The 22,297-nt window shown below is 71.0% G+C and carries 22 protein-coding genes; 14 read left to right on the forward strand and 8 right to left on the reverse strand.

The genetic code is table 11. The annotated features are described in order from the left end of the window. Nucleotides 1-39 precede the first annotated feature (39 nt). Together OG589_RS00975 and OG589_RS00980 are read right to left on the reverse strand one after the other, a co-directional pair. The gene (locus tag OG589_RS00975) at nt 40-729 is read right to left on the reverse strand and encodes a DUF4230 domain-containing protein (RefSeq protein WP_405145272.1); all 690 of its coding nucleotides are present in this window, start codon (nt 727-729) and stop codon (nt 40-42) included. A 36-nt stretch (nt 730-765) separates the two neighbouring features. After that, nucleotides 766-2,460, reverse strand: coding sequence for a hypothetical protein (locus OG589_RS00980; protein WP_405145273.1), 1,695 nt, complete (start codon nt 2,458-2,460; stop codon nt 766-768). Nucleotides 2,461-2,812: 352 nt separating this feature from the next. On the opposite strand from OG589_RS00980, the gene OG589_RS00985 reads away from it, so the two are divergent. Continuing rightward, entirely contained in the window at nt 2,813-3,358 is a 546-nt protein-coding gene (locus tag OG589_RS00985; protein ID WP_405152252.1) for a MarR family winged helix-turn-helix transcriptional regulator, read from the forward strand. 66 nt (nt 3,359-3,424) lie between these two features. Here the strand turns inward: OG589_RS00985 and OG589_RS00990 are convergent, their stop codons facing one another. After that, entirely contained in the window at nt 3,425-5,143 is a 1,719-nt protein-coding gene (locus tag OG589_RS00990) for a S8 family serine peptidase (protein WP_405145275.1), read from the reverse strand. A 166-nt stretch (nt 5,144-5,309) separates the two neighbouring features. On the opposite strand from OG589_RS00990, the gene OG589_RS00995 reads away from it, so the two are divergent. Both OG589_RS00995 and OG589_RS01000 read left to right on the forward strand, forming a co-directional pair. Further along, the gene (locus tag OG589_RS00995) at nt 5,310-6,281 is read left to right on the forward strand and encodes a tetratricopeptide repeat protein (RefSeq protein ID WP_405145277.1); all 972 of its coding nucleotides are present in this window, start codon (nt 5,310-5,312) and stop codon (nt 6,279-6,281) included. 239 nt (nt 6,282-6,520) lie between these two features. After that, complete coding sequence (locus OG589_RS01000) at nt 6,521-7,930, forward strand: NAD-dependent malic enzyme (protein WP_405145279.1); 1,410 nt, start codon at nt 6,521-6,523, stop codon at nt 7,928-7,930. A 47-nt stretch (nt 7,931-7,977) separates the two neighbouring features. Here OG589_RS01000 and OG589_RS01005 read toward each other — a convergent pair whose 3' ends face one another. Further along, entirely contained in the window at nt 7,978-8,688 is a 711-nt protein-coding gene (locus OG589_RS01005) for a hypothetical protein (protein ID WP_405145281.1), read from the reverse strand. 184 nt (nt 8,689-8,872) lie between these two features. On the opposite strand from OG589_RS01005, the gene OG589_RS01010 reads away from it, so the two are divergent. Next, a complete protein-coding gene (locus OG589_RS01010; protein WP_358551534.1) occupies nt 8,873-9,451 on the forward strand; it encodes a YqgE/AlgH family protein in 579 nt (192 codons plus the stop codon). Here OG589_RS01010 and OG589_RS01015 read toward each other — a convergent pair. Then, nucleotides 9,394-10,056 carry a TetR family transcriptional regulator gene (locus OG589_RS01015; protein ID WP_405145283.1) on the reverse strand — a complete coding sequence of 221 codons (663 nt, stop codon included), beginning with the start codon at nt 10,054-10,056 and terminating at the stop codon, nt 9,394-9,396. The genes OG589_RS01010 and OG589_RS01015 overlap by 58 nt on opposite strands. Before the next feature lie 137 nt (nt 10,057-10,193). On the opposite strand from OG589_RS01015, the gene OG589_RS01020 reads away from it, so the two are divergent. From OG589_RS01020 to OG589_RS01040, 5 genes are all read left to right on the forward strand, one after another. Beyond that, the gene (locus tag OG589_RS01020) at nt 10,194-11,765 is read left to right on the forward strand and encodes a DHA2 family efflux MFS transporter permease subunit (RefSeq protein ID WP_405145285.1); all 1,572 of its coding nucleotides are present in this window, start codon (nt 10,194-10,196) and stop codon (nt 11,763-11,765) included. 114 nt (nt 11,766-11,879) lie between these two features. Continuing rightward, complete coding sequence (locus OG589_RS01025; protein WP_358551528.1) at nt 11,880-12,137, forward strand: DUF3039 domain-containing protein; 258 nt, start codon at nt 11,880-11,882, stop codon at nt 12,135-12,137. Between the two features lie 71 nt (nt 12,138-12,208). Then, on the forward strand, nt 12,209-13,156 hold the full coding sequence (locus OG589_RS01030) for a zinc metalloprotease (protein ID WP_405145287.1): 948 nt from the start codon (nt 12,209-12,211) through the stop codon (nt 13,154-13,156). A gap of 99 nt (nt 13,157-13,255) precedes the next feature. Further along, complete coding sequence (locus OG589_RS01035; protein WP_405145288.1) at nt 13,256-13,936, forward strand: hypothetical protein; 681 nt, start codon at nt 13,256-13,258, stop codon at nt 13,934-13,936. Between the two features lie 203 nt (nt 13,937-14,139). Continuing rightward, complete coding sequence (locus OG589_RS01040) at nt 14,140-15,894, forward strand: DEAD/DEAH box helicase (protein ID WP_405145290.1); 1,755 nt, start codon at nt 14,140-14,142, stop codon at nt 15,892-15,894. Between the two features lie 23 nt (nt 15,895-15,917). On the opposite strand, the gene OG589_RS01045 is transcribed toward OG589_RS01040, so the two are convergent. After that, nucleotides 15,918-16,493 carry an isochorismatase family protein gene (locus tag OG589_RS01045; protein ID WP_405145292.1) on the reverse strand — a complete coding sequence of 192 codons (576 nt, stop codon included), beginning with the start codon at nt 16,491-16,493 and terminating at the stop codon, nt 15,918-15,920. 43 nt (nt 16,494-16,536) lie between these two features. Continuing rightward, nucleotides 16,537-17,823 carry a nicotinate phosphoribosyltransferase gene (locus tag OG589_RS01050; protein WP_405145294.1) on the reverse strand — a complete coding sequence of 429 codons (1,287 nt, stop codon included), beginning with the start codon at nt 17,821-17,823 and terminating at the stop codon, nt 16,537-16,539. 45 nt (nt 17,824-17,868) lie between these two features. Here OG589_RS01050 and clpS point away from each other — a divergent pair, with 45 nt between their 5' ends. The 5 genes from clpS to OG589_RS01075 all read left to right on the forward strand — a co-directional run bounded on the left by clpS (nt 17,869) and on the right by OG589_RS01075 (nt 20,587). Then, nucleotides 17,869-18,159 carry an ATP-dependent Clp protease adapter ClpS gene (clpS, locus tag OG589_RS01055; protein ID WP_405145295.1) on the forward strand — a complete coding sequence of 97 codons (291 nt, stop codon included), beginning with the start codon at nt 17,869-17,871 and terminating at the stop codon, nt 18,157-18,159. Next, nucleotides 18,156-18,683, forward strand: a complete 528-nt coding sequence (locus tag OG589_RS01060; protein ID WP_405145296.1) for a DUF2017 domain-containing protein — start codon at nt 18,156-18,158, stop codon at nt 18,681-18,683. Before clpS ends, OG589_RS01060 begins: the two co-directional genes overlap by 4 nt. A gap of 9 nt (nt 18,684-18,692) precedes the next feature. Further along, the gene (locus OG589_RS01065) at nt 18,693-19,103 is read left to right on the forward strand and encodes a Mov34/MPN/PAD-1 family protein (protein WP_405145298.1); all 411 of its coding nucleotides are present in this window, start codon (nt 18,693-18,695) and stop codon (nt 19,101-19,103) included. Nucleotides 19,104-19,358: 255 nt separating this feature from the next. Next, nucleotides 19,359-19,637 (forward strand): MoaD/ThiS family protein, encoded by a 279-nt coding sequence (locus tag OG589_RS01070; RefSeq protein ID WP_405145300.1) that lies wholly within the window; start codon nt 19,359-19,361, stop codon nt 19,635-19,637. Between the two features lie 2 nt (nt 19,638-19,639). Further along, on the forward strand, nt 19,640-20,587 hold the full coding sequence (locus tag OG589_RS01075) for a PLP-dependent cysteine synthase family protein (RefSeq protein WP_405145301.1): 948 nt from the start codon (nt 19,640-19,642) through the stop codon (nt 20,585-20,587). A 67-nt stretch (nt 20,588-20,654) separates the two neighbouring features. On the opposite strand, the gene OG589_RS01080 is transcribed toward OG589_RS01075, so the two are convergent. Next, a complete protein-coding gene (locus tag OG589_RS01080) occupies nt 20,655-22,280 on the reverse strand; it encodes a DUF3352 domain-containing protein (RefSeq protein WP_405145303.1) in 1,626 nt (541 codons plus the stop codon). Between the last annotated feature and the right edge of the window lie 17 nt (nt 22,281-22,297).

Genomic DNA, 22,297 nt, shown 5'->3' on the forward strand with positions numbered 1-22,297 from the left:
GGGTCAGCGGTCGCAGACGCGCCGTCGGCACCCTCGACCTCACGGCTCGTCGGCGAACTTCACGGTCACCTTCTTGAAGCCGAGGGACTTGAGCATGCCTTCGAGCATGAGCTTGGTGTTCTGGTCGGCGCGGGCGCGCAGGTCGCTGGCCTGGGCGGCTTCGGCGATCTTCTGCTCGGCCAGGACGTAGAGCTCCTGCTGGTTCTGCGGGGAGTTCGACAGCATGCCCTGGACGCGGTCGAGGATGCCGCGCTCCTGGGCGTAGACGTAGGACTTCTTGTTGTCGAGGTTGGTCTTCTCCAGTTGCGCGCGCGGCAGCCGTACGGTGACCTCGGTGCGATCGGGGGAGACGGTGAGCGCGTCCTTGCCCATCGCGGAGAAGTCGACGTACGCGTCCACGCTTCCGGCGCCGACGAACAGCGTGCGCGAGCCCTTGATGGCGTCGGGCAGGAAGGCGGCGTCCTTCTCCAGGTCGACGATGACCTGGAAGTTGCCGCTGGCGGCCTGGAAGCGGCTCATGTTCTGGATCGACTGCAGGAGCACCGGCTGGCTCCTGTCGACCGTCGTCTCGCCGAAGGGATTGAGATATGACCAGGTCAGCCTCGCGCCCACGAAGAGGATGACCAGCAGTGTGAGGAAGCCCGCGAGGTAGCGCCAGCCGCGTCGGGACCGGCGCTCAGCCGGTTCCGCGGCAGCCGCCGTCTGGGGGGTCGACGTCTGGCGGTTCACGGCCACTCTCCTTCCCGAGATGAGCGTCTTCTCACATCATGTCCGGGAACGGGTGCTCGTGTGGCACCCGAGAGCCAGCCCCCTGTGGTGTCGATGGCCCAGCAGCCCGGAGCCGCGCCGGCCCGGGGCCATCGCGGAGCTATCCCGCCCGCCCGGGGCGATCACCGGGCCGGGACGGCCGGCGGGCTCGCGCCAGTGCCGGCCGGCGCCCGCACCGGCGTCGGCGGCCCGCTCCTCCCCGGGACCGGACGTACCGGGACCGGACGTACCAGGACCGGACGTACCAGGACCGGGCGTACCAGGACCGGGCGTGCTGGAACCGGGCGTGCCGGGACCGGACGTGGTCGCGGACGGAGGCCCGGAAGGGCTCGGCATCGTGGGGTAGGGGGAGCCGGGGACGGGGGACTGGGCGGGGTAGCCGTCGGCCGTCTGGTCTCCCGGCGGGGGAGTCACCGGCCCGCCGCTCCCCCGGGTCATGGGACGGGGCACCGGCTGGGTGGCCACCCCTCCGAAGTGCGACGCCTTCAGCCGGCAGGTGGCGAAGTCGGTGTAGAACATGCGCAGCCAGTCGCGGCGCTGGCTCTCGGTGAGGGCCGAGAACCACGCCGCCGCCGCCTGGTGGCCGGGCAGCGGGCCGCTGGGCAGCGGCTCCCCGCGCAGCCAGGCCGTCACGATGGCGCGGTAGCCGCCCGCGGGACCCTCCCCACAGGGGCTCGCCAGCCGCTCCACGAACTCCGCGGCGGCCCGCGAGGCGAACCCGGGCGTGAGGTCGTCGATGTGGATCGGCACCACACCGGGACCCGGCACGCCGTCGTCGTCGCGCGGACGCTGCTCGACGCGGGCGAACGCGCCGGGCGTGCCGGTCAGGCGGGCGGCGATCGTGGTGAACGTGGCCCCCAGCTCGGTGAGCCCGCTGCGCATCCCCGGATGCACGCAGACCGTGATCGGCCACTCCTGGCAGCTGTAGACCATCGGCTCGGTGGCGGCGACGGCCTGCGGCTCGCTCAGCAGCCGCGCCATGCCCGTACCCGCCACGAGGACCGCCAGCATCGCCCCGGCGAGCGCGAGGGCCCGCCGGGTGACGGCCGCCGTCCAGGTGAGCAGGACGGCGGCGGTGAGGCCGAGGAGCCAGAGGGTCTGGTTCTCGAACGCGGCCGGGCTCAGCCCCTCGAACGGGTCGTACGGCTCGGACGTGCTCGGCGCCAGCCTGACCGCCCAGGCCGAGCCGCCGGCCAGCGACGTGAACAGGCCGTAGCAGGCGACCCCCGCCACCAGCGGCGTGACCGTCCAGGGCAGGGCCCAGCCGGTGACCCACCCGATCACGGCGTAGAGGGCCAGGCCGGCGGCGCCCACGGCGAGGCCGGTGGGCGCCAGATGGCCCGCCTGCTCGGTCAGGACGGCCTTCATCGCCAGCAGGGTGACGGTCGCGCCGAAGGCGCCCACGACGACCACCAGGATCGCCAGCGGGGCTCTCAGCACCTGCCAGGTGCCCAGCAACCGCCCGCGCAACGCGCGCCGCTTGCGCACGGCCACCCACGCGGCGAACGCGGCGGCGACGGGACCGGTCAGCCGAAGCGAGCCGATCACCGCGACGACGATGTTCTCCCATGCGGAAATGCCCGGAACAAGGACGCTCCACGCGGCGAGCAGGCCCAGCGCGAGCAGTATTCCTACCGCCACCAGCGCGCTGTGCTTCAGCTCCTCGCGTGAAACGCCCCTCTGCTCAAGCACGGCCCCGCGTGGACCGGAAATACGGCCACGCCGCCCGTGCTGCTGCATTAATGATCTTCATTTAGGACCCCCCGTGCCTGGATGAGCGGCGCTGTCGGCACTGGTGCCGGCCCCTTGGCACCCCTGCCAGATCCAACCCGCCACGCCGTGCGTCCACGGGATCGCATAGCCGCGCCTCGCGTCGCACGGCGCGGCTTTCCCCATGCTTTGGACCGGGCTTTGCCGCGCCTCACCTCTTGACATGAACACCATAACGGAGCGTGATGTTTGTCGTCCCGCTTCTTGGGTAACCCATGAAACTCAGTCACCCTGCGTCAGTGCTCGGGGCAGGCGCTAGCGTAGCGTTGTGTCCATCGGTGTACCGAAGCCGCTTAACTTGCCGTTCGACCCCATTGAGCGCGCCGCCGAAACGTGGCGTGTCCGTTTCGGGCCGTCATCCGCCATGGCGGCCGTCACATCGATCATGAGAGCGCACCAGATCCTGCTCGGGCAACTGGACACGCTGCTCAGACCGCATGACTTGACGTTCGCGCGTTATGAGGCGCTCGTGCTGCTGACGTTCAGCCGCACGGGCGCGCTGCCGCTGTCGCGCATCGGCGATCGGCTCATGGTGCACCCGACGAGCGTGACCAACACCGTCGACCGCCTGGAGCGCGCCGGGCTCGTCCGCCGCATGCGCAACCCGAAGGACGGGCGCGGGGTGCTCGCCGAGATCACCGGCAAGGGGCGCGAGGTGGTGCGGCGGGCGACCGACGACCTGATGGCCGCCGACTTCTGCATGACGATGTACGGCGAGTCCGACCTCGCCGAGATGTTCGGCCTCATGCGCACCATCCGGGTGGCCGCGGGAGACTTCGAGCCCCGGCCCGCCCCCGAACCTGACTCGTCGACCCAGTGAGGTCGACCCAGTGAAAGGGACCCACCCCCCGCAGGGGATGGGTCCCTCGAACCGGGCTGGGCCGGGTTACAGGCGCACGGCGCGCAGGGCGTCGACGATGCCCTTGCCGTAGAAGCCGTTGGACGCCAGGGTCCCCTCACAGGTGTGGGTCGCCGTGACGGTCGAGCCGGAGGGCAGGGTGCGGGTGTAGGTGTAGGCGGGCGGGTTCGGGCAGGGCGTCTTGGTGGCCGTGCCCTTCATGATCGCCTCGACGACGTCGGGGTCGAGCGTCGTGCCGTTCCGCCCGTCGCGGTGCCCGTACTTGCTGACGATCAGCGCCGCGACGCCGGCCGCGCGGGGCGAGGCCATCGAGGTGCCCTGCAGGTACTGGTAGTACGCGCAGGTGGCGCCCGCGCAGTCCTTCACCACGTAGTTCACGGTCGGGTTGCCGTCGGCGTCGATCTCGCCGTTGGCAATGGCGAGGGACTTGGGATAGGCCGACAGCGTGGCCTTGGTGATGTCGCGGGTGCCGCCGGGGGTGTCGTAGGCGTCACCACCGGGGGAGGCCACGTCGACGTACCCGTTGCCGTAGTCGGAGTAGTACGCCTTGCGCTTGCTGATGCCGGTGGAGGACACCGAGATCACGTGCTCGCCCTCGCTCGGCATGGAGACGCAGCTCGGCGGGATGGTCCGGGAGTACGGCGCCTGGCCTGGCACGCTGGCGAAGTCCGGGCTGGAGGCGTCGGTGATCACCTTGGTGTAGTCGGTGGCGCCGTTGCCGGCCGCGGAGACCAGCGTGACGCCGTGCCGGTGCGCGTAGTTCAGGGCGCGCTGGGTGGCCTTGATGACCGTCGCCTGCTCCAGCCGGCTCTCTGGCGAGTCAGCCGGGTTGTCGGTGCAGTTGAACAGCCACGGGTCGATGTAGTAGCTCATGTTGACCACGTCGACGCCGATGTCGCCCGCGTACGTCAGGGCGTCCACGCTGGGCTGCAGGAAGAAGTAGCCCGAGTCCTGCCCGGCGCGCAGGTTGACCAGGGTGACGCCGGGCGCGACGCCCGAGATGCCGAGCTTGTTGATCGGCGCGGCGATCGAGGAGGCCACGTGCGTCCCGTGCCCGTCCTCGTCGACGTCGTTCGGGTCGTTGCAGGACTGGTCGGGCTCTTCCTCGCACGGCCCGTCGACCACGTCCCCGTTGGCGTCGTAGGGGATGTCGACCGTGAAGTTCCGGCTGAGGGACCGGTTGAAGTTCGGGGCGATGTCGGGGTGTGAGCCGTCGATGCCGGTGTCGAGGATGCCGACCAGCACCTTCGGGTCGCCCTTCTCGTACTTGTGGGCCTCTTCGGCGTGGATCTGCTTCATGTCCCACTGAAGGTCCGAGAGCGGCTCGGCCTTGGCGTTGCGGCCGTGCTTGACGGCCCCGTGCTCGCGGCCCTCCTTCTCGACGGCCTTCGCCTGGTTGGTCGCCCGGGCCCCGATCGCCGTCCTCGCGGCGGACTTGGGGACGCTGCCGATGACCCGATCACGGGCGACGCCGTCGATCGCGGCGTTGTCCTTGATCGCAGAGATGAAGCCGGCGTTCGTTGTGGTGACCGTGGCGAGGCCGACGGCGGTGTTCACCTTGACGACGGTGCCACCCGCTGCCTCGATCGCCTTCTGGGCGTTCGCCGCCGTGGCGCCTTCCTTGTACAGGACGACGTACTGGGTCGTTGCCGCGGGCTCGGCCGCTGTTCGGCCGGCCTGCGCCGGGAACGCCGCTGTCGCGGCGATCACGACGGCAGCGGCGGAGACGACGATGACGCGTTTCACACCCACCTCCATGTGAGCTGAATTCATGCCGAGCCCATATTTCGTGATAGCCACGTCTCATGACAGTTCCGTGAAAAGTTGGGATAAAGGCGTGACATAGCGGTGCCGTGCCCGGCGTGGGGCGGGCGCGACCATGAGCACGCGCGGGATGCGGCAGGATTGGACTATGAGCCCAGCGGACTTCACTCGACCGGCATCGTTGCAGGGGGCCGTGGACCTCGGCGCGCGCAAGCAGGCACTGGAAGCCCAGGCCCGTCGTGAGGCGGCCGCGGCACAGGCCGCTTCCGGCGGCGCCCCGGCCACGCCAGGCGGCGCCGTGGTCATCGACGTCACCGACGAGACCTTCGCCACCGAGGTGATCGAGCGCTCCATGCGCGTCCCGGTGGTCCTCGACCTGTGGGCCACCTGGTGCGAGCCGTGCAAGCAGCTCAGCCCGATCCTCGAGAAGCTCGCCGCCGAGGCGGCGGGCCGGTGGGTGCTCGCCAAGGTCGACGTCGACGCGAGCCCCCAGATCAGCGGCGCGCTCCAGGTGCAGAGCATCCCGACCGTGCTGGCCGTCTTCCAGGGCCAGGCGGTGACGGGCTTCCAGGGCGCGCTCCCCGAGGCGCAGGTGCGGCAGTGGCTCGACCAGCTGCTGCAGGCCCTCGCGCAGTACCTCCCGCCCGAGGGGGAGGCGCCGCCGGCGGGCGAGGAGGGCCAGCCGGCCCAGCCGGCCCAGCCACCCGCCGACCCCGACCTGCTCGCGGCCGAGCAGGCCATCGAGGAGGGCGACCTCGACGCCGCCGCGGCGGCCTACGAGCGGCTGCTCGCCCGTGCCCCCGCCGACCCGGACGCCAAGATCGGCCTGGCCGGGGTGGGTCTCGTGCGCCGCACCCAGGACCTCGACCCCGACGCCGTGTTCCGCCTGGCCGCCGAGAGCCCGGCCGACGTCGAGGCGCAGACCCAGGCGGCCGATGTCGAGATGCTCGGCGGCAGGGTCGACGAGGCGTTCGACCGCCTCGTCCAGCTCGTCCGCCGCACCTCCGGCGACGAGCGTGACCGCGTGCGCCGCCACCTGCTCGACCTGTTCGACGCGCTCCCCTCAGGGGACCCCTCCGTCGCCAAGGCCCGCAGGGGTCTCGCCAGCGCCCTCTTCTGACCCCCGCGCCCCCTCCGCCGCGCCACGCTCCCGTGCCCCACAGGGTCACGGGAGCGACTCATGGCCGCGCGAACGCGCGGCGCCGGGGCCTGAACTGTGATCCTTTGTCGTAGGACGGCGGAAGCTCTCGCCCTGGTCTGGCACGATGGATATCCCCGAATGGAGCAGGCGAGCCGGATGCGCGACATCGAGCACCCGAGCGAGCGCGACCACAAGCACCCGCAAAGGAGCGGATTGACGTGGCCACCGTGCCGAGCGTGTCGTACTCGATCACCGTCCGTCTGGAGGTGCCGGCAGGCGGCAAGGCCGTCAGCCAGCTCACCCACGCGGTAGAGAACGCCGGCGGAGTGGTGACCGCCCTCGACGTGACCAATGCCGGTCACGAGAAGCTGCGCATCGACGTCACGTGCGCGGCCAAGGACACCGACCACGCCCAGGCGATCGTCGACAGCCTCGACGCCGTCGACGGCGTCGTCCTGCACAAGGTCAGTGACCGCACCTTCCTGATGCACCTCGGCGGCAAGATCGAGATGCAGTCGAAGGTGCCGCTGCGCAACCGTGACGAGCTGTCCATGGCGTACACCCCGGGCGTCGCCCGGGTCTCGCTGGCCATCGCCCGCAACCCCGAGGACGCCCGCCGCCTCACCATCAAGCGCAACACCGTCGCGGTGGTCACCGACGGGTCCGCCGTGCTCGGCCTCGGCAACATCGGGCCGGCGGCGGCGCTGCCCGTCATGGAGGGCAAGGCCGCCCTGTTCAAGCGGTTCGCCGGCATCGACGCCTGGCCGCTCTGCCTGGACACGCAGGACGTCGACACCATCGTGGAGGTCGTCCGCTGCATCGCGCCCGGCTTCGGCGGCATCAACCTCGAGGACATCTCGGCGCCGCGGTGCTTCGAGATCGAGCGGCGGCTCCGCGACCTGCTCGACATCCCCGTCTTCCACGACGACCAGCACGGCACGGCCATCTGCGTGCTGGCCGCCCTGACGAACGCGCTGCGCGTCGTCGGCAAGGCGCTGCCCGACGTGAAGATCGCGATGGCCGGGGCCGGCGCCGCGGGCACGGCCGTGCTGCGGCTGCTCCTCGCGGCGGGGGCCCGCAACGTCGTCGTCTGCGACTACCTGGGCGCGGTCCACAAGGGCCGCGACGACCTCGACGACTCGCTGCGCTGGATCGCCGACAACACCAACGCCGAGGGGTACGGCGGCGACGTGCGGGGCGCGGTGAAGGGCGCCGACGTGTTCATCGGCGTCTCGGCCCCCGGCATCCTCAACGGCGACGACATCGCCACCATGGCCGACAAGGCCGTGGTCTTCGCGCTGGCCAACCCCGAGCCCGAGGTGTCGCCCGACGACGCCAGGGAGCACGCCGCGGTGGTGGCCACCGGCCGGTCCGACTACCCGAACCAGATCAACAACGTGCTGGCCTTCCCCGGCGTCTTCCGCGGCCTGCTCGACGCGCAGTCGCGCACGGTCACCGAGTCCATGCTGCTCGCCGCGGCCAACGCCCTGGCGAACGTCGTGTCGGATGAGGAGCTCGGGCCGAACTACATCATCCCGAGTGTCTTCCACCCCGACGTCGCCGGCGCGGTCGCGGCGGCCGTCCGGGAGTCCGCGGGCGGCAAGGTGCGGGGCCTGACGGAGGCGTAGGCGGGCGCAGGCACCATGGCGGAGGGCGCCGCGCCCCGGCGGGCGCCCTACAGCTCCGGGTAGCGGCGCCCCCCGTACGGCGAGCGCGGGCGCAGGAGCGGCTCGGCGGGCGTGCGGCGCGGCCAGATCATGCCGACCCACCACAGCATGCCGCCGAAGACGACCAGGCCCACGGCGGTCGCCAGCTTGCCGTAGAGGTCGGCGGGCGGCCCGGTGTAGGGCAGGTGGTCGACCGGCTGCCTGCGGAGCAGAGGGTTGTACCTGTGGGCGCGCAGGCTGTTGACGTGATGGCCGCCGCTGCTCCGCTCGTCGCTGTCGCCGCTCTCACTGCTCTCGCTGTAGACCGACTCGCGGTACTCGCCGTAGGACTCCTGGCCGGCCTCGCAGCGCGACCAGACCTGGTATCTCGTGGTGCCCTGGCCCGCAAGCGTGACCCCGATGCGCTCGGTGGAGCGCGGCTCGACGTAGACGGGGATGGTGCGCTCGACGCCCGGCCACAGCACGCCGTTGCGCACGAGGGTGTTGCCCCGGTAGACGGAGTACTCCACGGTGCCGTGGTCGCGCGGCGCGGTCATGACGACGTTGGCCTTGCTCCCGGGGCACTCGACCCTGGAGACGGCGACCTGGACGCGTCCTTCGCGCGGGTCGCGTCCGTCGCGCCCGTCCCCGGCCGCGCCCGCGGCGTGCGAGGTGCGGGCCGCGGGGATGCCGACGGCGGCGCCGACCGCCATGAGGGCCACCAGTATGAGGCGGTTCATTCGGGCCCTCCCCTCTCTTCGCGGCTCTCTGCACGGCGCGGATTCCGCAAACTGATCCTCCATCGGGTGATCTCTGTCACGGAGAGTTCCCCTTTGATCGCCATGAGTAACATAACGCGAGGTGAAAGCCGTCTCTGGCGGGGGTCAGGCGCGCGTTCGGGGCATCACGCGTCATGATGGATGCATGGCGGAGGCGATCTACGTCGGCGGGCTGCTGGTGGCGACGCCACTGCTGGACGATCCGAATTTCCGGCGCGGTGTCGTGTTGGTGCTCGAGCACGACGAGGACGGTGGGACCCTCGGCGTCATGCTCAACCGGCCGAGCGAGGTCACCGTGACCCAGGTGCTCCCATCGTGGGATTCGCTCGTGAGCGGGCCCCCTGTGCTCTTCGAGGGCGGGCCCGTGCAGACCGACAGCGCGCTGGCCCTGGCCTCGGTGCCGAGCGGGGAGGAGCCTCTCGGGTGGCGAAGGCTGCACGCGGGCACCTCGGCGGTCTCCAAGCTCGGCACGGTGGACCTCGACGCTCCCCCCGAGATCCTGGCCGGCGAGATCACGCAGATGCGCATCTTCGCGGGCTACGCGGGCTGGACGGCCGGCCAGCTTGAGGCCGAGATCCGCGAGGGCTCGTGGTACGTCGTGGAGGCCGAGCCCGGCGACACCTTCGACTCGCGCCCGTCGAACCTCTGGCGGTCGGTGCTGCGCCGTCAGCCCGGCGAGCTGGCCTTCGTGGCCACCTGCCCGGACGATCCCAAGCTCAACTGATCCCAGCCGGGGCGCAGCGCCTCCTCGGTGAGGGCCAGGGCCCTCTCGACGTTGGCGACCAGGGTGCCGAGGTGGGCGGTCCCGTCGACGGAGCACTCCAAGCCGACGCGGATCGCCGATGTGACGAAGGCCACGAGCAGCCGGGGTCGCGGGTCGGCGGCCGGATCCGTACCCTGGCGGCGGGCCATCTCGACGGTGAGCAGCTTCTCGGTCTCGGTCATGCGGGCGAAGCTCGTGGCCAGCAGCGCGGGGTTCGCGTCGATCACCTGCCGGTGCGTGAGGAACCGCTCGGTGTCCTCCTCGGCGGTCCGCTCCATCATGTGGATGAACTCGCGGAAGGCCTCGGCGAGGGCCGTCAGCGGGGGCTCGTCCTCGGGCCGGGCCGCGAGGGCGGTGGTGATGAGCTCCTCGTACTCCACGGTGAAGTCGAGCGCGAGGTCCTCCTTGCTGCCGAAGTAGCGGAAGAAGGTGCGCGGTGAGACGTCCACCGCGGCGGCGATCTGGTCGACGGTGGTGGCTTCGTATCCCTGGGCCAGGAACAGCTCGAAGGCGGTGTCGATCAGCGCCAGGCGGGTCTGGTGCTTCTTGCGCTCCCGAAGACCCATCCCAGACACCTCCTCGAAACCTTCACTTCACATTCTGCCACAAGTCACCATCTGTCGTATAAAAGAGTTTGTCATCTGTCATGGACTGACATAAATTACCGAGTGCTGACCACTCATCGAAACAGGGGGACCCTTCCATGACACAAGCGCTGGCCGCGCGCCCAGACGCGCCGGCCCGACGTGGTCACGGCCATCCATGGCTGACGCTGCTCGCGGTCGCGCTGGGCGTGATCATGGTAATGCTCGACGGCACCGTCGTCGCCATCGCCAACCCGGTGATCGGCAAGGAGCTCGGGGCATCGCTCTCGGACCTTCAGTGGATCACCAGTGGCTACCTGCTCGCCCTGGCCGTCTTCCTGATCACCGCGGGCAAGCTCGGTGACCTCTTCGGGCACAAGAGGGTCTTCCTCGTCGGCATCGCCGGTTTCGCCCTCACCTCGCTGGCCATCGGCCTCACCTCGTCCATCGGCGTGCTGATCGCCCTGCGCGTGCTCCAGGGCCTGTTCGGCGCGCTCCTCCAGCCCGCCGCCCTCGCCCTGCTCCGCGCGGCGTTCCCGGCCGAGCGGCTCAACATGGCGATCGGCATCTGGGGCGCGGCGATCGGCGTGTCGAGCGCCGCGGGCCCCATCGTCGGCGGCCTGCTGGTCGAGAACGTCAGCTGGCAGTCGGTCTTCTTCATCAACGTGCCGGTCGGCGTCATCGCGCTCATCGTCGGCCTCTGGGTGATCAAGGAGAGCAAGGCCGAGTCGCTGTCGAAGATCGACATTCCGGGCGTGGCGCTGCTGTCGGGGGCGATGTTCTGCCTGGTGTGGGCGATCATCAAGGCGCCGGGCTACGGCTGGGGCGACGCCAAGACGATCGCGTTCGTCGCCGGCGCCGTGGTGCTGGGCGCCGCCTTCGTCTTCTGGCAGCGCAAGGCGGCCGAGCCGCTGCTGCCGCTCAGCCTGTTCCACAACGCCTCGGTGTCCATCGGCACGGCGCTGATGGTGCTGATGGCCTTCTCGATGTTCGGCGCGATGTTCTTCCTCACGTTCTTCTTCCAGGGCGTGCACGGCCTGTCCCCGCTGGAGTCGGGCATGCGCATGCTCCCGATGAGCGCCGGCATGATCGTCGCCTCGCCCCTGGCCGGCTTCGCGCTGAGCAAGTTCGGCCCGAGGGTGCCCATCGCCGCAGGCATGCTCATCACCGCCACCTCGATGTTCCTGCTGTCGCGCCTCGGGCTCGACGCCGGATACGTGGACACCGCGATCCCGTTCGCGCTGCTCGCGTTCGGCCTCTCGCCCGTCATGGTCGGAGCCACCGAGGTCATCGTCGGCAACTCGCCGGTGGAGCTCAGCGGCGTCGCCGGCGGCATGCAGCAGTCCGCCATGCAGGTGGGCGGCTCGCTCGGCACCGCCGTGCTGGGCGCGCTGATCACCGCCAAGGTCGCGGACGTCCTGCCAGGGCACCTCGCCGACGCCAAGATGCCGGCCACCGGGGCCCAGATCGACGCGATGAAGGACGCCGTCGCACTCGGCGTGGCGCCCGTGCCGCCCGGGGCGGCCAAGCCCGTCGCGGAGGCGATCACGCGGGCCGCGCATCTGTCGTTCCTCGACGGCATGCACTTCGGCTTCGGCGTGGCCGTCGCGGTGGCCGTCCTCGCGGCCGTCCTCGCGCTGTTCGTCAAGGCGGGCCGCAAGGTCGAGGACGCCCCCGTCCACGTGGGCTGACCGCCCGGTCCAAGGTGCCCCACGGTACGGCTCGCGCGCCCGCGCGGGCCGTACCGTCATGAGTGAGGGGTTCGTCCGCCTGAGCGCGCCCGCGCGCACGTAGACTCGGATGTCGTGAGCACGAAGATCCTTCCCGAGAGTGAAGTGCGGCCGAACCTCTCGCATGGCGACGAGGGGGACCACGAGCGGTTCTCGCACTACGCCGACAAGAACAAGATCACCGAGAGCATGGTGACCGGCACGCCTATCAGGGCTCTTTGCGGCAAGGTGTGGGTGCCCAGCCGCGACCCCAAGAAGTACCCGGTGTGCCCCGAGTGCAAAGAGATCTACGAAGGGCTTCCGCTGGGCGGCCAGCCGGGCGACGGCAAGTGAGTGTTGCTCCCGGCTGATCGGCGCCACTGAAGCTAGCGTCAGCACTCCGACCAGGAACAACGGGGGAGTGCATGGTGCGGCGCACGGTGGCCGTGTCTTTGGTGTGCCTGTTCACGCTCGCAGGCGTGCCCGGCCCGGCCCGCGCGGCGGCCACGCGCTCGTGCGGGCATGCCCGGCCGCCGAGGGCCGACACGCGGGAGGCCGACCGCCGAGCGCCGGGGGCACGGGTCGCCAAGCCCGATATGCGGGGGGCCGAGCCGTACACGCTCGGCCCGCGCGAGGCCGCCCGCATGCTCTCGGGCATGCGCCGGCGGCTGCGCGCCTCGCACGCCGCCGAGCCACGGGCGGTCACGGTCACCGTGCCCCTGTGGATCCACGTGATCACCGACGGGCGCATGGGCGCCACGGACGCCTCCCTCGGCCCCCAGGTCGACACGCTCAACGCCGCGTACGGGGGGCGGCTGGGAGGGGTCGACACCGGCATCCGCTTCGTCCTTCGCGGCTTGACGCACACCGACAACCCCACGTGGTTCCGCGAGCCGCTCGGCAACGAGGCGGCGATGAAGCAGCGGCTGCGCAAGGGCGGGCCCGAGACGCTCAACCTCTACGTGGCCCAGCTCGGCGAGCTGGTGCTCGGCTACGCGACCTACCCGCACTGGTACCAGAGCCGTCCGAGCCTCGACGGCGTCGTGATCGACTGGCGCAGCCTGCCGGGCGGGGCCCTGCGCGACTTCTCCAAGGGCTACACCGCGGTGCACGAGATCGGCCACTGGCTCGGGCTGCTGCACACCTTCGAGAACGGCTGCGCGCAGCCGGGCGACTCCGTCGACGACACCCCGCCCGAGGCCGTCCCCACGCAGGGCTGTCCCGCGCGCAAGGACACCTGCCCCGACACCGGTGAGGACCCGATCCACAACTTCATGGACTACGCCCACGACCGCTGCATGTCGGAGTTCACCACCGGCCAGGCCGCGCGGATGCACGACATGTGGACCGCCTACCGCGCCCCCGCCGTCTGATCTCGGGTCCGCTCCCATAGTTTCTGCGCACGATAATCAAGTGCTCGTTGACGAACGGGTGCCTTCGGTGCCGATACTCAGTGCACGGGAGGAGGCGCCGTGGACGAGCACCGCATCGAGCGACGGCCGTATGGCGATCGCGCGTGGCCTCCGCCTGAGGCCGAGGGCCTTCCGCCGTCGGCCCGCCTGTACGGCGCGCCCGCGCCGCCGTCGCGGGTCAGGGTGCCCCCCTGGCTCAGGAGGGCGCTGGTCTTCGCGCTGGCACTGGCGGCGGGCGTCGCGCTGGTCGCGGGCAGCGTCGCCTTCGTCGTGAGCCTCCTGCACGCGCCCGGCCCGCAGGTGGACGTCGCGGACCCTGCGGCGGGCGTCAGCTATCCGCTGCCCCAGGGATGGCGGCGCGGAACGGTGCCGCCGGTCACGGGGTTCACCTCCGTGGCCACCGCGGGGGGCTCCGCGCTGGTCATGACCCGGCCGGGGGACTCCGTCGCGGTGTCGGGGCCGAGGGCCGCCACTCTCGACCTGGCCGACCTGTACGGGCGGCTGCTGCTGCACGGGGACACCGTCGACGTCGTCGACGACCGTCCCATCACGGTGGGCGGGTACTCCGGTCACTCACGGGCTCTGCGCGCCAGCTACACCGACGTGGTGAACCAGCCTTCTTACCTTCGCGTGACACTTCTCACCAAGGACGACCGCAGCGTGGTGGTGCTCGGCCTCGCCCAGCCCGACGACCCGGCGCGGCGGGCCGAGATCGACGCCGTCGTCAGGGGCCTGAGGTAGGCGAAGTCACGGTGCGTGACGGCGCGAGCCCTCCTAGCACGGCGAGCGCGGCATGGCGAGAATCCCCGAGGGTCGGCACGTCCTGTCGGTGGTCCCCACTATGGTGGCTTCACTGTGAGGGAGCGAAACGAGCGCAGCGACAAGATCATCAGTGGCGGCCACGCCCCGGCGGTCCGCAGAGGCCATCTGACAAGGAGGTCCGCGTGAGCTCGTTTGCCGCGTCCCATCTGTCACCCTCCTATCCCGACCGCGCCGCATGGGGCACCGCACCGAAGCTCCGCGCCTGGCAGCAGGAGGCCCTCGACCTCTACTTCCGGCGCGAGCCGCGCGACTTCCTCACCGTGGCCACCCCCGGCGCGGGCAAGACGACGTACGCGCTGCGCATCGCCAGCGAGCTGCTGAGCCGGGGCGTCGTGCGCGCCGTGACGATCGTCACGCCCACCGAGCACCTCAAGCGCCAGTGGGCCGACGCGGCGGGCAGGGTCGGCATCGCCATCGACCCCGAGTTCAAGAACAGCCAGGGCGCCACCTCCCGCGACTACGCCGGAGTCGCGGTGACCTACGCCCAGGTGTCGATGCACCCCGCGCTCCACCGCGCGCGCACCGAGGCCCGCAAGACGCTGGTCATCTTCGACGAGATCCACCACGCGGGCGACGCCAAGTCCTGGGGCGACGGCGTGCGCGAGGCCTTCGAGCCGGCCGCGCGGCGGCTCGCCCTCACCGGCACCCCGTTCAGGTCCGACACCAACCCCATCCCGTTCGTCACCTACGCCGAGGATGGCGAGGGCGTCCGGCGCAGCCTGTCCGACTACTCCTACGGGTACGGCCCGGCCCTGGCGGACGGCGTGGTCCGTCCCGTGATCTTCCTGGCGTACGCCGGGGAGATGCGCTGGCGCACCCGCGCGGGCGACGAGATCACCGCGACGCTCGGCACGCCCCTCACCAAGGACCAGCTCGGCCAGGCCTGGCGCGCGGCCCTCGATCCCAAGGGCGACTGGATCCGCCAGGTCCTGCTGGCCGCCGACAAGCGGCTCACCGAGGTGCGGCGGGGCGTTCCCGACGCGGGCGCGATGGTGATCGCCACCGACCACGAGACCGCCCGGGCCTACGCCAAGCACCTGCGGGCGATCACCGGCCAGGGCGCCACCATCGTGCTCTCCGACGACCCCGGGGCCTCCGACAAGATCAAGCAGTTCAGCGCCTCAGAGGAGCGCTGGCTGGTCGCGGTGCGCATGGTCTCGGAAGGCGTCGACATCCCGCGTCTGGCCGTCGGCGTCTACGCCACCAGCGTCTCGACCCCGCTGTTCTTCGCCCAGGCGGTGGGGCGCTTCGTCCGGGCCCGCAAGCGGGGCGAGACCGCCTCGGTGTTCCTGCCCTCGGTGCCCACCCTCATGGGGCTGGCGGGCGAGATGGAGGCCGAGCGCGACCACGTGCTCGACCGCAAGGTCCCCGAGGAGGGCCTCGACGACTTCCTCGTCGACGAGGCCCGGCAGAAGAAGGACAATCCCGACGTCCTCGGTGACGAGCTGCCCTTCGAGACCGTGGAGGCCTCGGCCACCTTCGACCGGGTGCTGTTCGACGGCGGCGAGTTCGGCACGTCGGCCGAGACCGGCTCCCCCGAGGAGGAGGACTTCCTCGGCCTTCCCGGCCTGCTGGAGCCCGACCAGGTGGCGGTGCTGCTCCGCAAGCACCAGGCCCAGCAGCAGGCCGCCAGGCGGCGCAAGGCGGTCGATGCACCCCCGCCCGCCCTGGCCCCGCACGAGGAGATCGCCGCCCTGCGCAAGGAGCTGAACGGCCTCGTGGGCGCCTGGAACCACCGCACCGGCCAGCCACACGGCGTCATCCACGCCGAGCTGCGCAGGGCGTGCGGGGGTCCCGCCATCGCCCAGGCCACCTCCGACCAGATCCGCCAGCGCATCGAGACCATCCGCAAGTGGGCAACCCAGCGGTCCCGCTGACCGTTCCCCGGCCCGGGGGCTCGTCAGGGGGTCTGGACGACGGGGGTGCCGGTGAGCTCGACGCCGGCCGAGGCGAGGTCGGTGAGGGCCTTCTCGGTGGTCGCCGCCGCGACGCCCGCCGTCAGATCGAGCAGCACGCGCACCCTGAAGCCGTTCCCGGCGGCGTCCAGGGCGGTGGCCCGCACGCAGTGGTCGGTGGCGATGCCCACGACGTCCACGTGCTCGACGCCGCGCGAGGCCAGCCACTCGGCCAGGCCGGTGCCGTCGCCGCTCTGGCCCTCGAACCCGCTGTAGGCCGCGCTGTGCCTGCCCTTGCTGAAGACCTCCTCGACGGCGGAGGTGTCGAGCGCCGGGTGGAAGTCGGCCCCGGACGTCCCCACCACGCAGTGGGCCGGCCACGTGCGCACGTAGTCCGGCCGGTCGGCGAAGTGCGTCCCGGGGTCGACGTGGTAGTCACGGGTGGCCACCACGTGGTCGTAGCCCCCGGCGGCGGCGTGCGGGCCGATCGCGGCGGCCACCTGGGCGCCGCCACCCACGGGCAGGCTGCCGCCCTCGCAGAAGTCGTTCTGCACGTCCACGATGACGAGCGCTGTGGTCATGAATGCTCCTGATTCGGGGGAAGGGGGGAGCGCGCTGAGAGAACTACGAGAACACGGTGGGGATCACCGCGTCACCCTGCGAGAGCTGATGCGCGAGGGCGGGCAGCTCGGCCACGGACGCGCGGTGCCGTTCCCTGGCGGCGGCGAGGGGCTCGCGCCCGACGATCTCGCCGCCCCGTACGAGCTCGCGCAGCAGCGGCCTGGCGCCGTCGGGCACGGGTTCGCCGGGTGAGGTGGTGACCAGCTCGGCGACCGCGACGCCGTCCGCAAGGGCCCGGAAGGCGTGCTTCCTGCCGCCCTTGCTGGGCTTGCCGACCGACTTCTTCGCGACCGGGGTGATCGCGCCCTCGGAGTCCTCGCGGGCGACGAGCTTGTAGACCATGGCGGCCGTGGGCGCGCCCGAGCCGGTGACCAGCGAGGTGCCCACGCCGTACCCGTCGACCGGGGCGGCGGCGAGTGCGGCGATGGCGTACTCGTCGAGGTCGCCGGTGACCACGATGCGCGTCCTGGTGGCGCCGAGCGCGTCGAGCATCTGGCGCACCTCGTGGGCGGCCACGGCCAGGTCGCCGGAGTCGATGCGCACCGCCCCGAGCCCCGGCCCGGCGAGCTCCACCGCCGTCCGTACGGCCTTGGCGACGTCGTAGGTGTCGACGAGCAGGGTGGTGTCGGCGCCGAGGGAGTCGATCTGGGCCTGGAAGGCGTCGTACTCGGAGCTGTGCAGCAGCGTGAAGGCGTGCGCGCTGGTGCCGGCCGTCGGCACGCCGTAGACGCTCCCGGCCATGAGGTTGGAGGTGGAGGAGAACCCCGCGAGGTACGCCGCCCGGGCCGCGGCGACCGCCGCCCGCTCGTGCGTGCGGCGGGAGCCCATCTCGATGATCGGCCGCGAGCCCGCCGCGTGGACCATGCGGGACGCCGCCGTGGCGATCGCCGAGTCGTGGTTGAGCATGGAGAGGATCACGGTCTCCAGTAGCACGGCCTCGGCGAACGTGCCCTCCACGACCATGATCGGGGAGCCGGGGAAGTAGACCTCGCCCTCGCGGTAGCCGTGCACGTCGCCCGAGAAGCGGTAGGACGCGAGGAAGTCCAGCGTCTGGTCGTTCACCACGCGGTGCTCGCGCAGGAAGGAGATCTCGGCCTCGCCGAAACGGAAGTCCGCGAGGGCGTCCAGCACCCTGCCGGTGCCCGCGACCACACCGTACCGCCGCCCGAGAGGCAGGTGACGTGCGAAGACCTCGAAGACCGCGCGCTTGCCGGCGGCTCCGCTGCTCAATGCCGCCTGCAGCATCGTCAGCTCATAGTGATCGGTAAGCAACGCGCTGCTCATGGCCATCTTCACAAGTCGAAGACTACGACTGAGGTAGGGCAGGATGGGAACGTGGGTAGTACCGCTCCAGCCGAGGTCGAACGTCCGTCGACGGACGTCCGCCCCGACCTTCCGTGGCTGACGATCGTCTGGAACGACCCGGTCAATCTCATGTCATACGTGACCTACGTGCTGCAGACCGTCTTCGGCTACCCCAAGCCCAAGGCCGAGAAGCTCATGCTCGATGTGCACCACAAAGGCAGGGCCGTCGTCGCCAGCGGCACCCGTGAGGAGATGGAACGCGACGTGCAGATCCTTCACTCCTACGGGCTCTGGGCCACCGTCCAGCGGGACTCCGCGTGAGCACCGGCTTCAGCTCGGCGGGGAGCGGCGCGGTCACCATCCTGCTCGACGCGGGGGAGGCCTCGATCCTGCGCTCGCTGGTGGCACAGGTCCTCGGCCTCGTCGAGCCCGGCGCCACCGGCGACGACCCGCTTGAGCGGGCGCTCGGCATCGGGTCCGCCGAGGAGCCGTCCGATCCCGTGCTGGCCCGGCTGTTCCCCTCCGCGTACGCCGACGACGAGAAGGCCTCGGCGGAGTTCAGGCGCTACACCGAGGCCACCCTGCGCGAGGGCAAGCGCGCCGACGCCGAGACCCTGCTGGAGACCGCTGAGCAGGGCAAGGTCGAGCTCACCGCAGAGCAGGCGCAGGCCTGGCTGCGGGCGCTCAACGACGTGCGGCTCGCGCTGGGCGTGCGCCTGGAGGTCACCGAGGAGATCCACGAGGAGCTGGCCGAGATGGCCGAGGACGACCCTCGCTACCCGGCCTACGTCACCTACGACTGGCTCACCTACCTCCAGGACACGCTGGTCCGAGCCCTTTGGTAACTTCCAGGCATGCTGACGATCTCACGGGAACTGGTCGACAAGATCGTTGCCCACGCCTGGGCCGATCACCCGGATGAGGCCTGCGGGGTGATCGCCGGGCCTGCCGGGTCCGACCGTCCCGAGCGCTTCATCCCCATGGAGAACGCCGAGCGGTCTCCGACGTTCTATCGCTTCGACTCCATGGAGCAGTTCCGGGTGTGGCGCGAGATGGACGACCGCGACGAGGAGCCGGTGGTGATCTACCACTCCCACACCTCGACCGAGGCGTATCCCTCGCGCACCGACGTGTCCTACGCCTCCGAGCCGAACGCCCACTACGTGCTGGTGTCCACGGCCGATCCCGACAACGTGCAGTTCCGCTCGTACCGCGTGGTGGACGGCGTCGTGACCGAGGAGAAGGTCGAGATCGTCCCTGCCTGACCCCCTGCGCGCAGGGCCACCTGCACGGACCCTCCGAAGCTGTAGAGTTGGGAACATGCTGACGATTGACCCGGAGTTGGGGGGCGCTGGACTGCGCCCTGGGCATTCGTCGCCCGTGCAGAACCATCTTTTCGCGCATACTCCCTTTGCCGTCGTCTACGACTGTTCCTGATCGCAGGAATCCCCGCCCGACCGACCGTGTTCGCACTCGTTGGGTGCCCCGTGACGACAACTGACCAAGGAGATTGACCCGCGATGGCCATCGAGGTTCGCATTCCGACCATCCTCCGCACCTACACCGACGGCGAGAAGTCCGTCAACGCCGCAGGCGCGACGCTGTCCGACCTGATCGGTGACCTGGAATCCCGCCACCCGGGCCTGCGGGCCCGCATCGTCGACGACTCCGGCCTGCGCCGGTTCGTCAACGTCTACCTCAACGACGAGGACGTCCGCTTCCTCGGCGGCCTGGACACCCCGGTCGCCGACGGCGACACCGTGACCGTGCTGCCCGCCGTGGCCGGAGGCAGGCGCTAGTCATGCGCTTCGACTCGCTGATCGACTCGGTCGGGCACACCCCGCTGGTCGGGCTGCCGCGCCTGTCGCCGTCCCCGGACGTGCGCATCTGGGCCAAGCTGGAAGACCGCAACCCGACCGGCTCGGTCAAGGACCGCCCGGCGCTGTGGATGATCGAGCAGGGGGAGAAGGACGGCCTTCTCAGCCCGGGCTGCACGATCCTCGAACCGACGTCGGGCAACACCGGCATCTCGCTCGCCATGTCGGCCCGGCTCAAGGGCTACAAGCTGATCTGCGTCATGCCGGAGAACACCTCCGAGGAGCGCCGCCAGCTGCTGCGCATGTACGGCGCGGAGATCATCTCCTCGCCGGCGGCGGGCGGCTCCAACGAGGCCGTGCGGGTCGCCAAGAAGCTGGCCGAGGAGAACCCCTCCTGGGTCATGCTCTACCAGTACGGCAACCCGGCGAACTGGCGCTCCCACTACGAGTCGACCGGGCCCGAGATCTTCGAGGACCTGCCGTCGATCACCCACTTCGTCGCCGGGCTCGGCACCACGGGCACGCTGATGGGCGTCGGCCGCTACCTGCGCGAGCAGGTGCCCGGGGTCCAGATCGTGGCCGCCGAGCCGAGGTACGGCGAGCTCGTGTACGGGCTGCGCAACGTGGACGAGGGCTTCATCCCCGAGATCTACGACGCCGACGTGCTGACCACGCGGTTCTCGGTGACCTCGGCCGACGCCCTGCGGCGCACGCGCGAGCTGCTCGGCACCGAGGGCATCTTCGCCGGCATCTCCACCGGTTGTGCCCTGCACGCGGCCCTCGGCATCGCGGCCAAGGCCGTCAAGGCGGGGCAGCCGGCCGACATCGCGTTCATCGTGGCCGACGGCGGCTGGAAGTACCTTTCGACCGGCGCCTACGAGGGCACGCTCGGCGAGGCGGAGGACCGCCTCGAAGGCCAGCTCTGGGCCTGATCTCCATCGCGAAGACCGATCGGCCGCCTTCCCCCCGGGAGGCGGCCGATCGGTTCTTCCGGCCGGTCTAGTTGAACAGCACGCGCAGGCTGAACGACGTGGTGTCGCCCGACTGTCTGCCGCTCAGGCCCACGGCCCGCAGTGCCTGGAGGTTGGCCCGCTCCTCGCCCTGAAGGTTGTCGAGGTAGTACTTCTCGATCTTGTCGAGGTCGACGAACAGCGCGGCCGTCGCCGAGTCCGCGTCCGGGATCGCGATCTTGAAGGCCTCGCTGTCGCCCAGCGTCCCCGCCTCGTTCAGCTTGCCCGCGTAGTCCTGCGAGCTCGCGAGGATCAGCTTCCCGTCGCCCGCGGCCTTGGCGATCCGCGGAGTTCCGGTCCCGGAGTCGGCGAGGAACCGCTCGATCTTCGCGACGACCTCCTGGGCCTTGGCCGGGTCGGTGGTGAGCACGGCGCCGACGTTCGGTATCTCGCCGTCGAGGCCCTGCTCGTCCACCGCCACCGTCAGGTTCTCGCCGAGCAGGGTCACGAGGTCGGCGGGCAGGGCGATGCCGTACGTCTCCTGGGCCCGGGTGACGAAGTCGGTGAAGGCCTGGCTTCCCGCGGAGCCGTCGGCCGCCTTCATGATCTGCGGCCACTGCTTGGCGAGCGTCTCGCCGAGGCCCGAGACCGACACGGCCCCCACGGTGGAGGCGGGCAGGGTGCCAAGGCGTATTCCCCCGGCGTTGGCCGGCCCCTGCACGGTCGAGCCACGGGAGATCCCGGTCAGTTCGGCGTAGCCGCTGTCGAACCGCAGGGCGCCCGCGAGGCGCACGTTCTTGATCATGTCGAGCGTGGCGGCGTCGCTGGGCATGGCGGTGCCCGCCGCCTTGGCGATCTCGCCCACATTGCCCCAGAAAGAGAGCACGCCCGGCTCGCCGAGGGCCTTCAGGTCGGCGGCGAAGTCGGCGTTCCCCGACAGCGGCGCCGCCTTGGCGTAGGAGTCGGCCGCCGTCTGGGTCGCCGCGAGGATCGCGTAGTCCTCCCGGAACGCCAGGCCCTTCAACTCGCCGCCCGCGTTCAGCTTGGCCAGCCCGGCGCGGGCCTTGGTCTCGTCCGTGACCTGCACGGCCACGGCGACCTCTGGCGTCCGCTTCCCGGGAAGCGGGGACAGCAGCCCGAAGCCGACGCGGGCCCCGAGCCAGGGCTCGACGTCGCGGGCGTAGTCGACCTTGGCGAGGTCCTCGCTGTCCTTGCTGAGCAGGCCGAAGAGCGCCCTGCGCGGGTCGTCGCCGGTGAAGCTGTCGCGGGTGGCGGAGAACTTCCTGGCGAGGTTGAACAGCGCGATCTTCTGGTTGGCCGCCGGGTCCAGGTCGACCCGCACGTACGCCAGGGTGCCCGCGGGGAGCACGTCCTCGGGCTGCGTGCCGCCCCCGCTGAGCAGGCTCACGGCGTACACTCCGCCACCGCCGACCAGGACCACGAGGACGGCCGCGACGATCGCGAGCAGCCATCCCTTTCCCGTCTTCCTGGCGGGCGGCACGGGCGGGCCGAGCTCCTCCTGCCGCCAGGGGGGCGGTCCGGCGGTGGGCTGGGCGGCGTGCGCGTAGGGCTGCGTCTGGGGGCCGGAGACCTGGCCGGGCACGGGGTGCCGGTACGACACGGTCCGGTCGGGGTCCTGGTTGAAGGGGTACGGGGGCGGAGGTTGGCCTGGCATGTTCCACTCTCGGGGCA

Source organism: Sphaerisporangium sp. NBC_01403 (genome assembly GCF_045040145.1).
Lineage (GTDB): Bacteria > Actinomycetota > Actinomycetes > Streptosporangiales > Streptosporangiaceae > Sphaerisporangium > Sphaerisporangium viridialbum.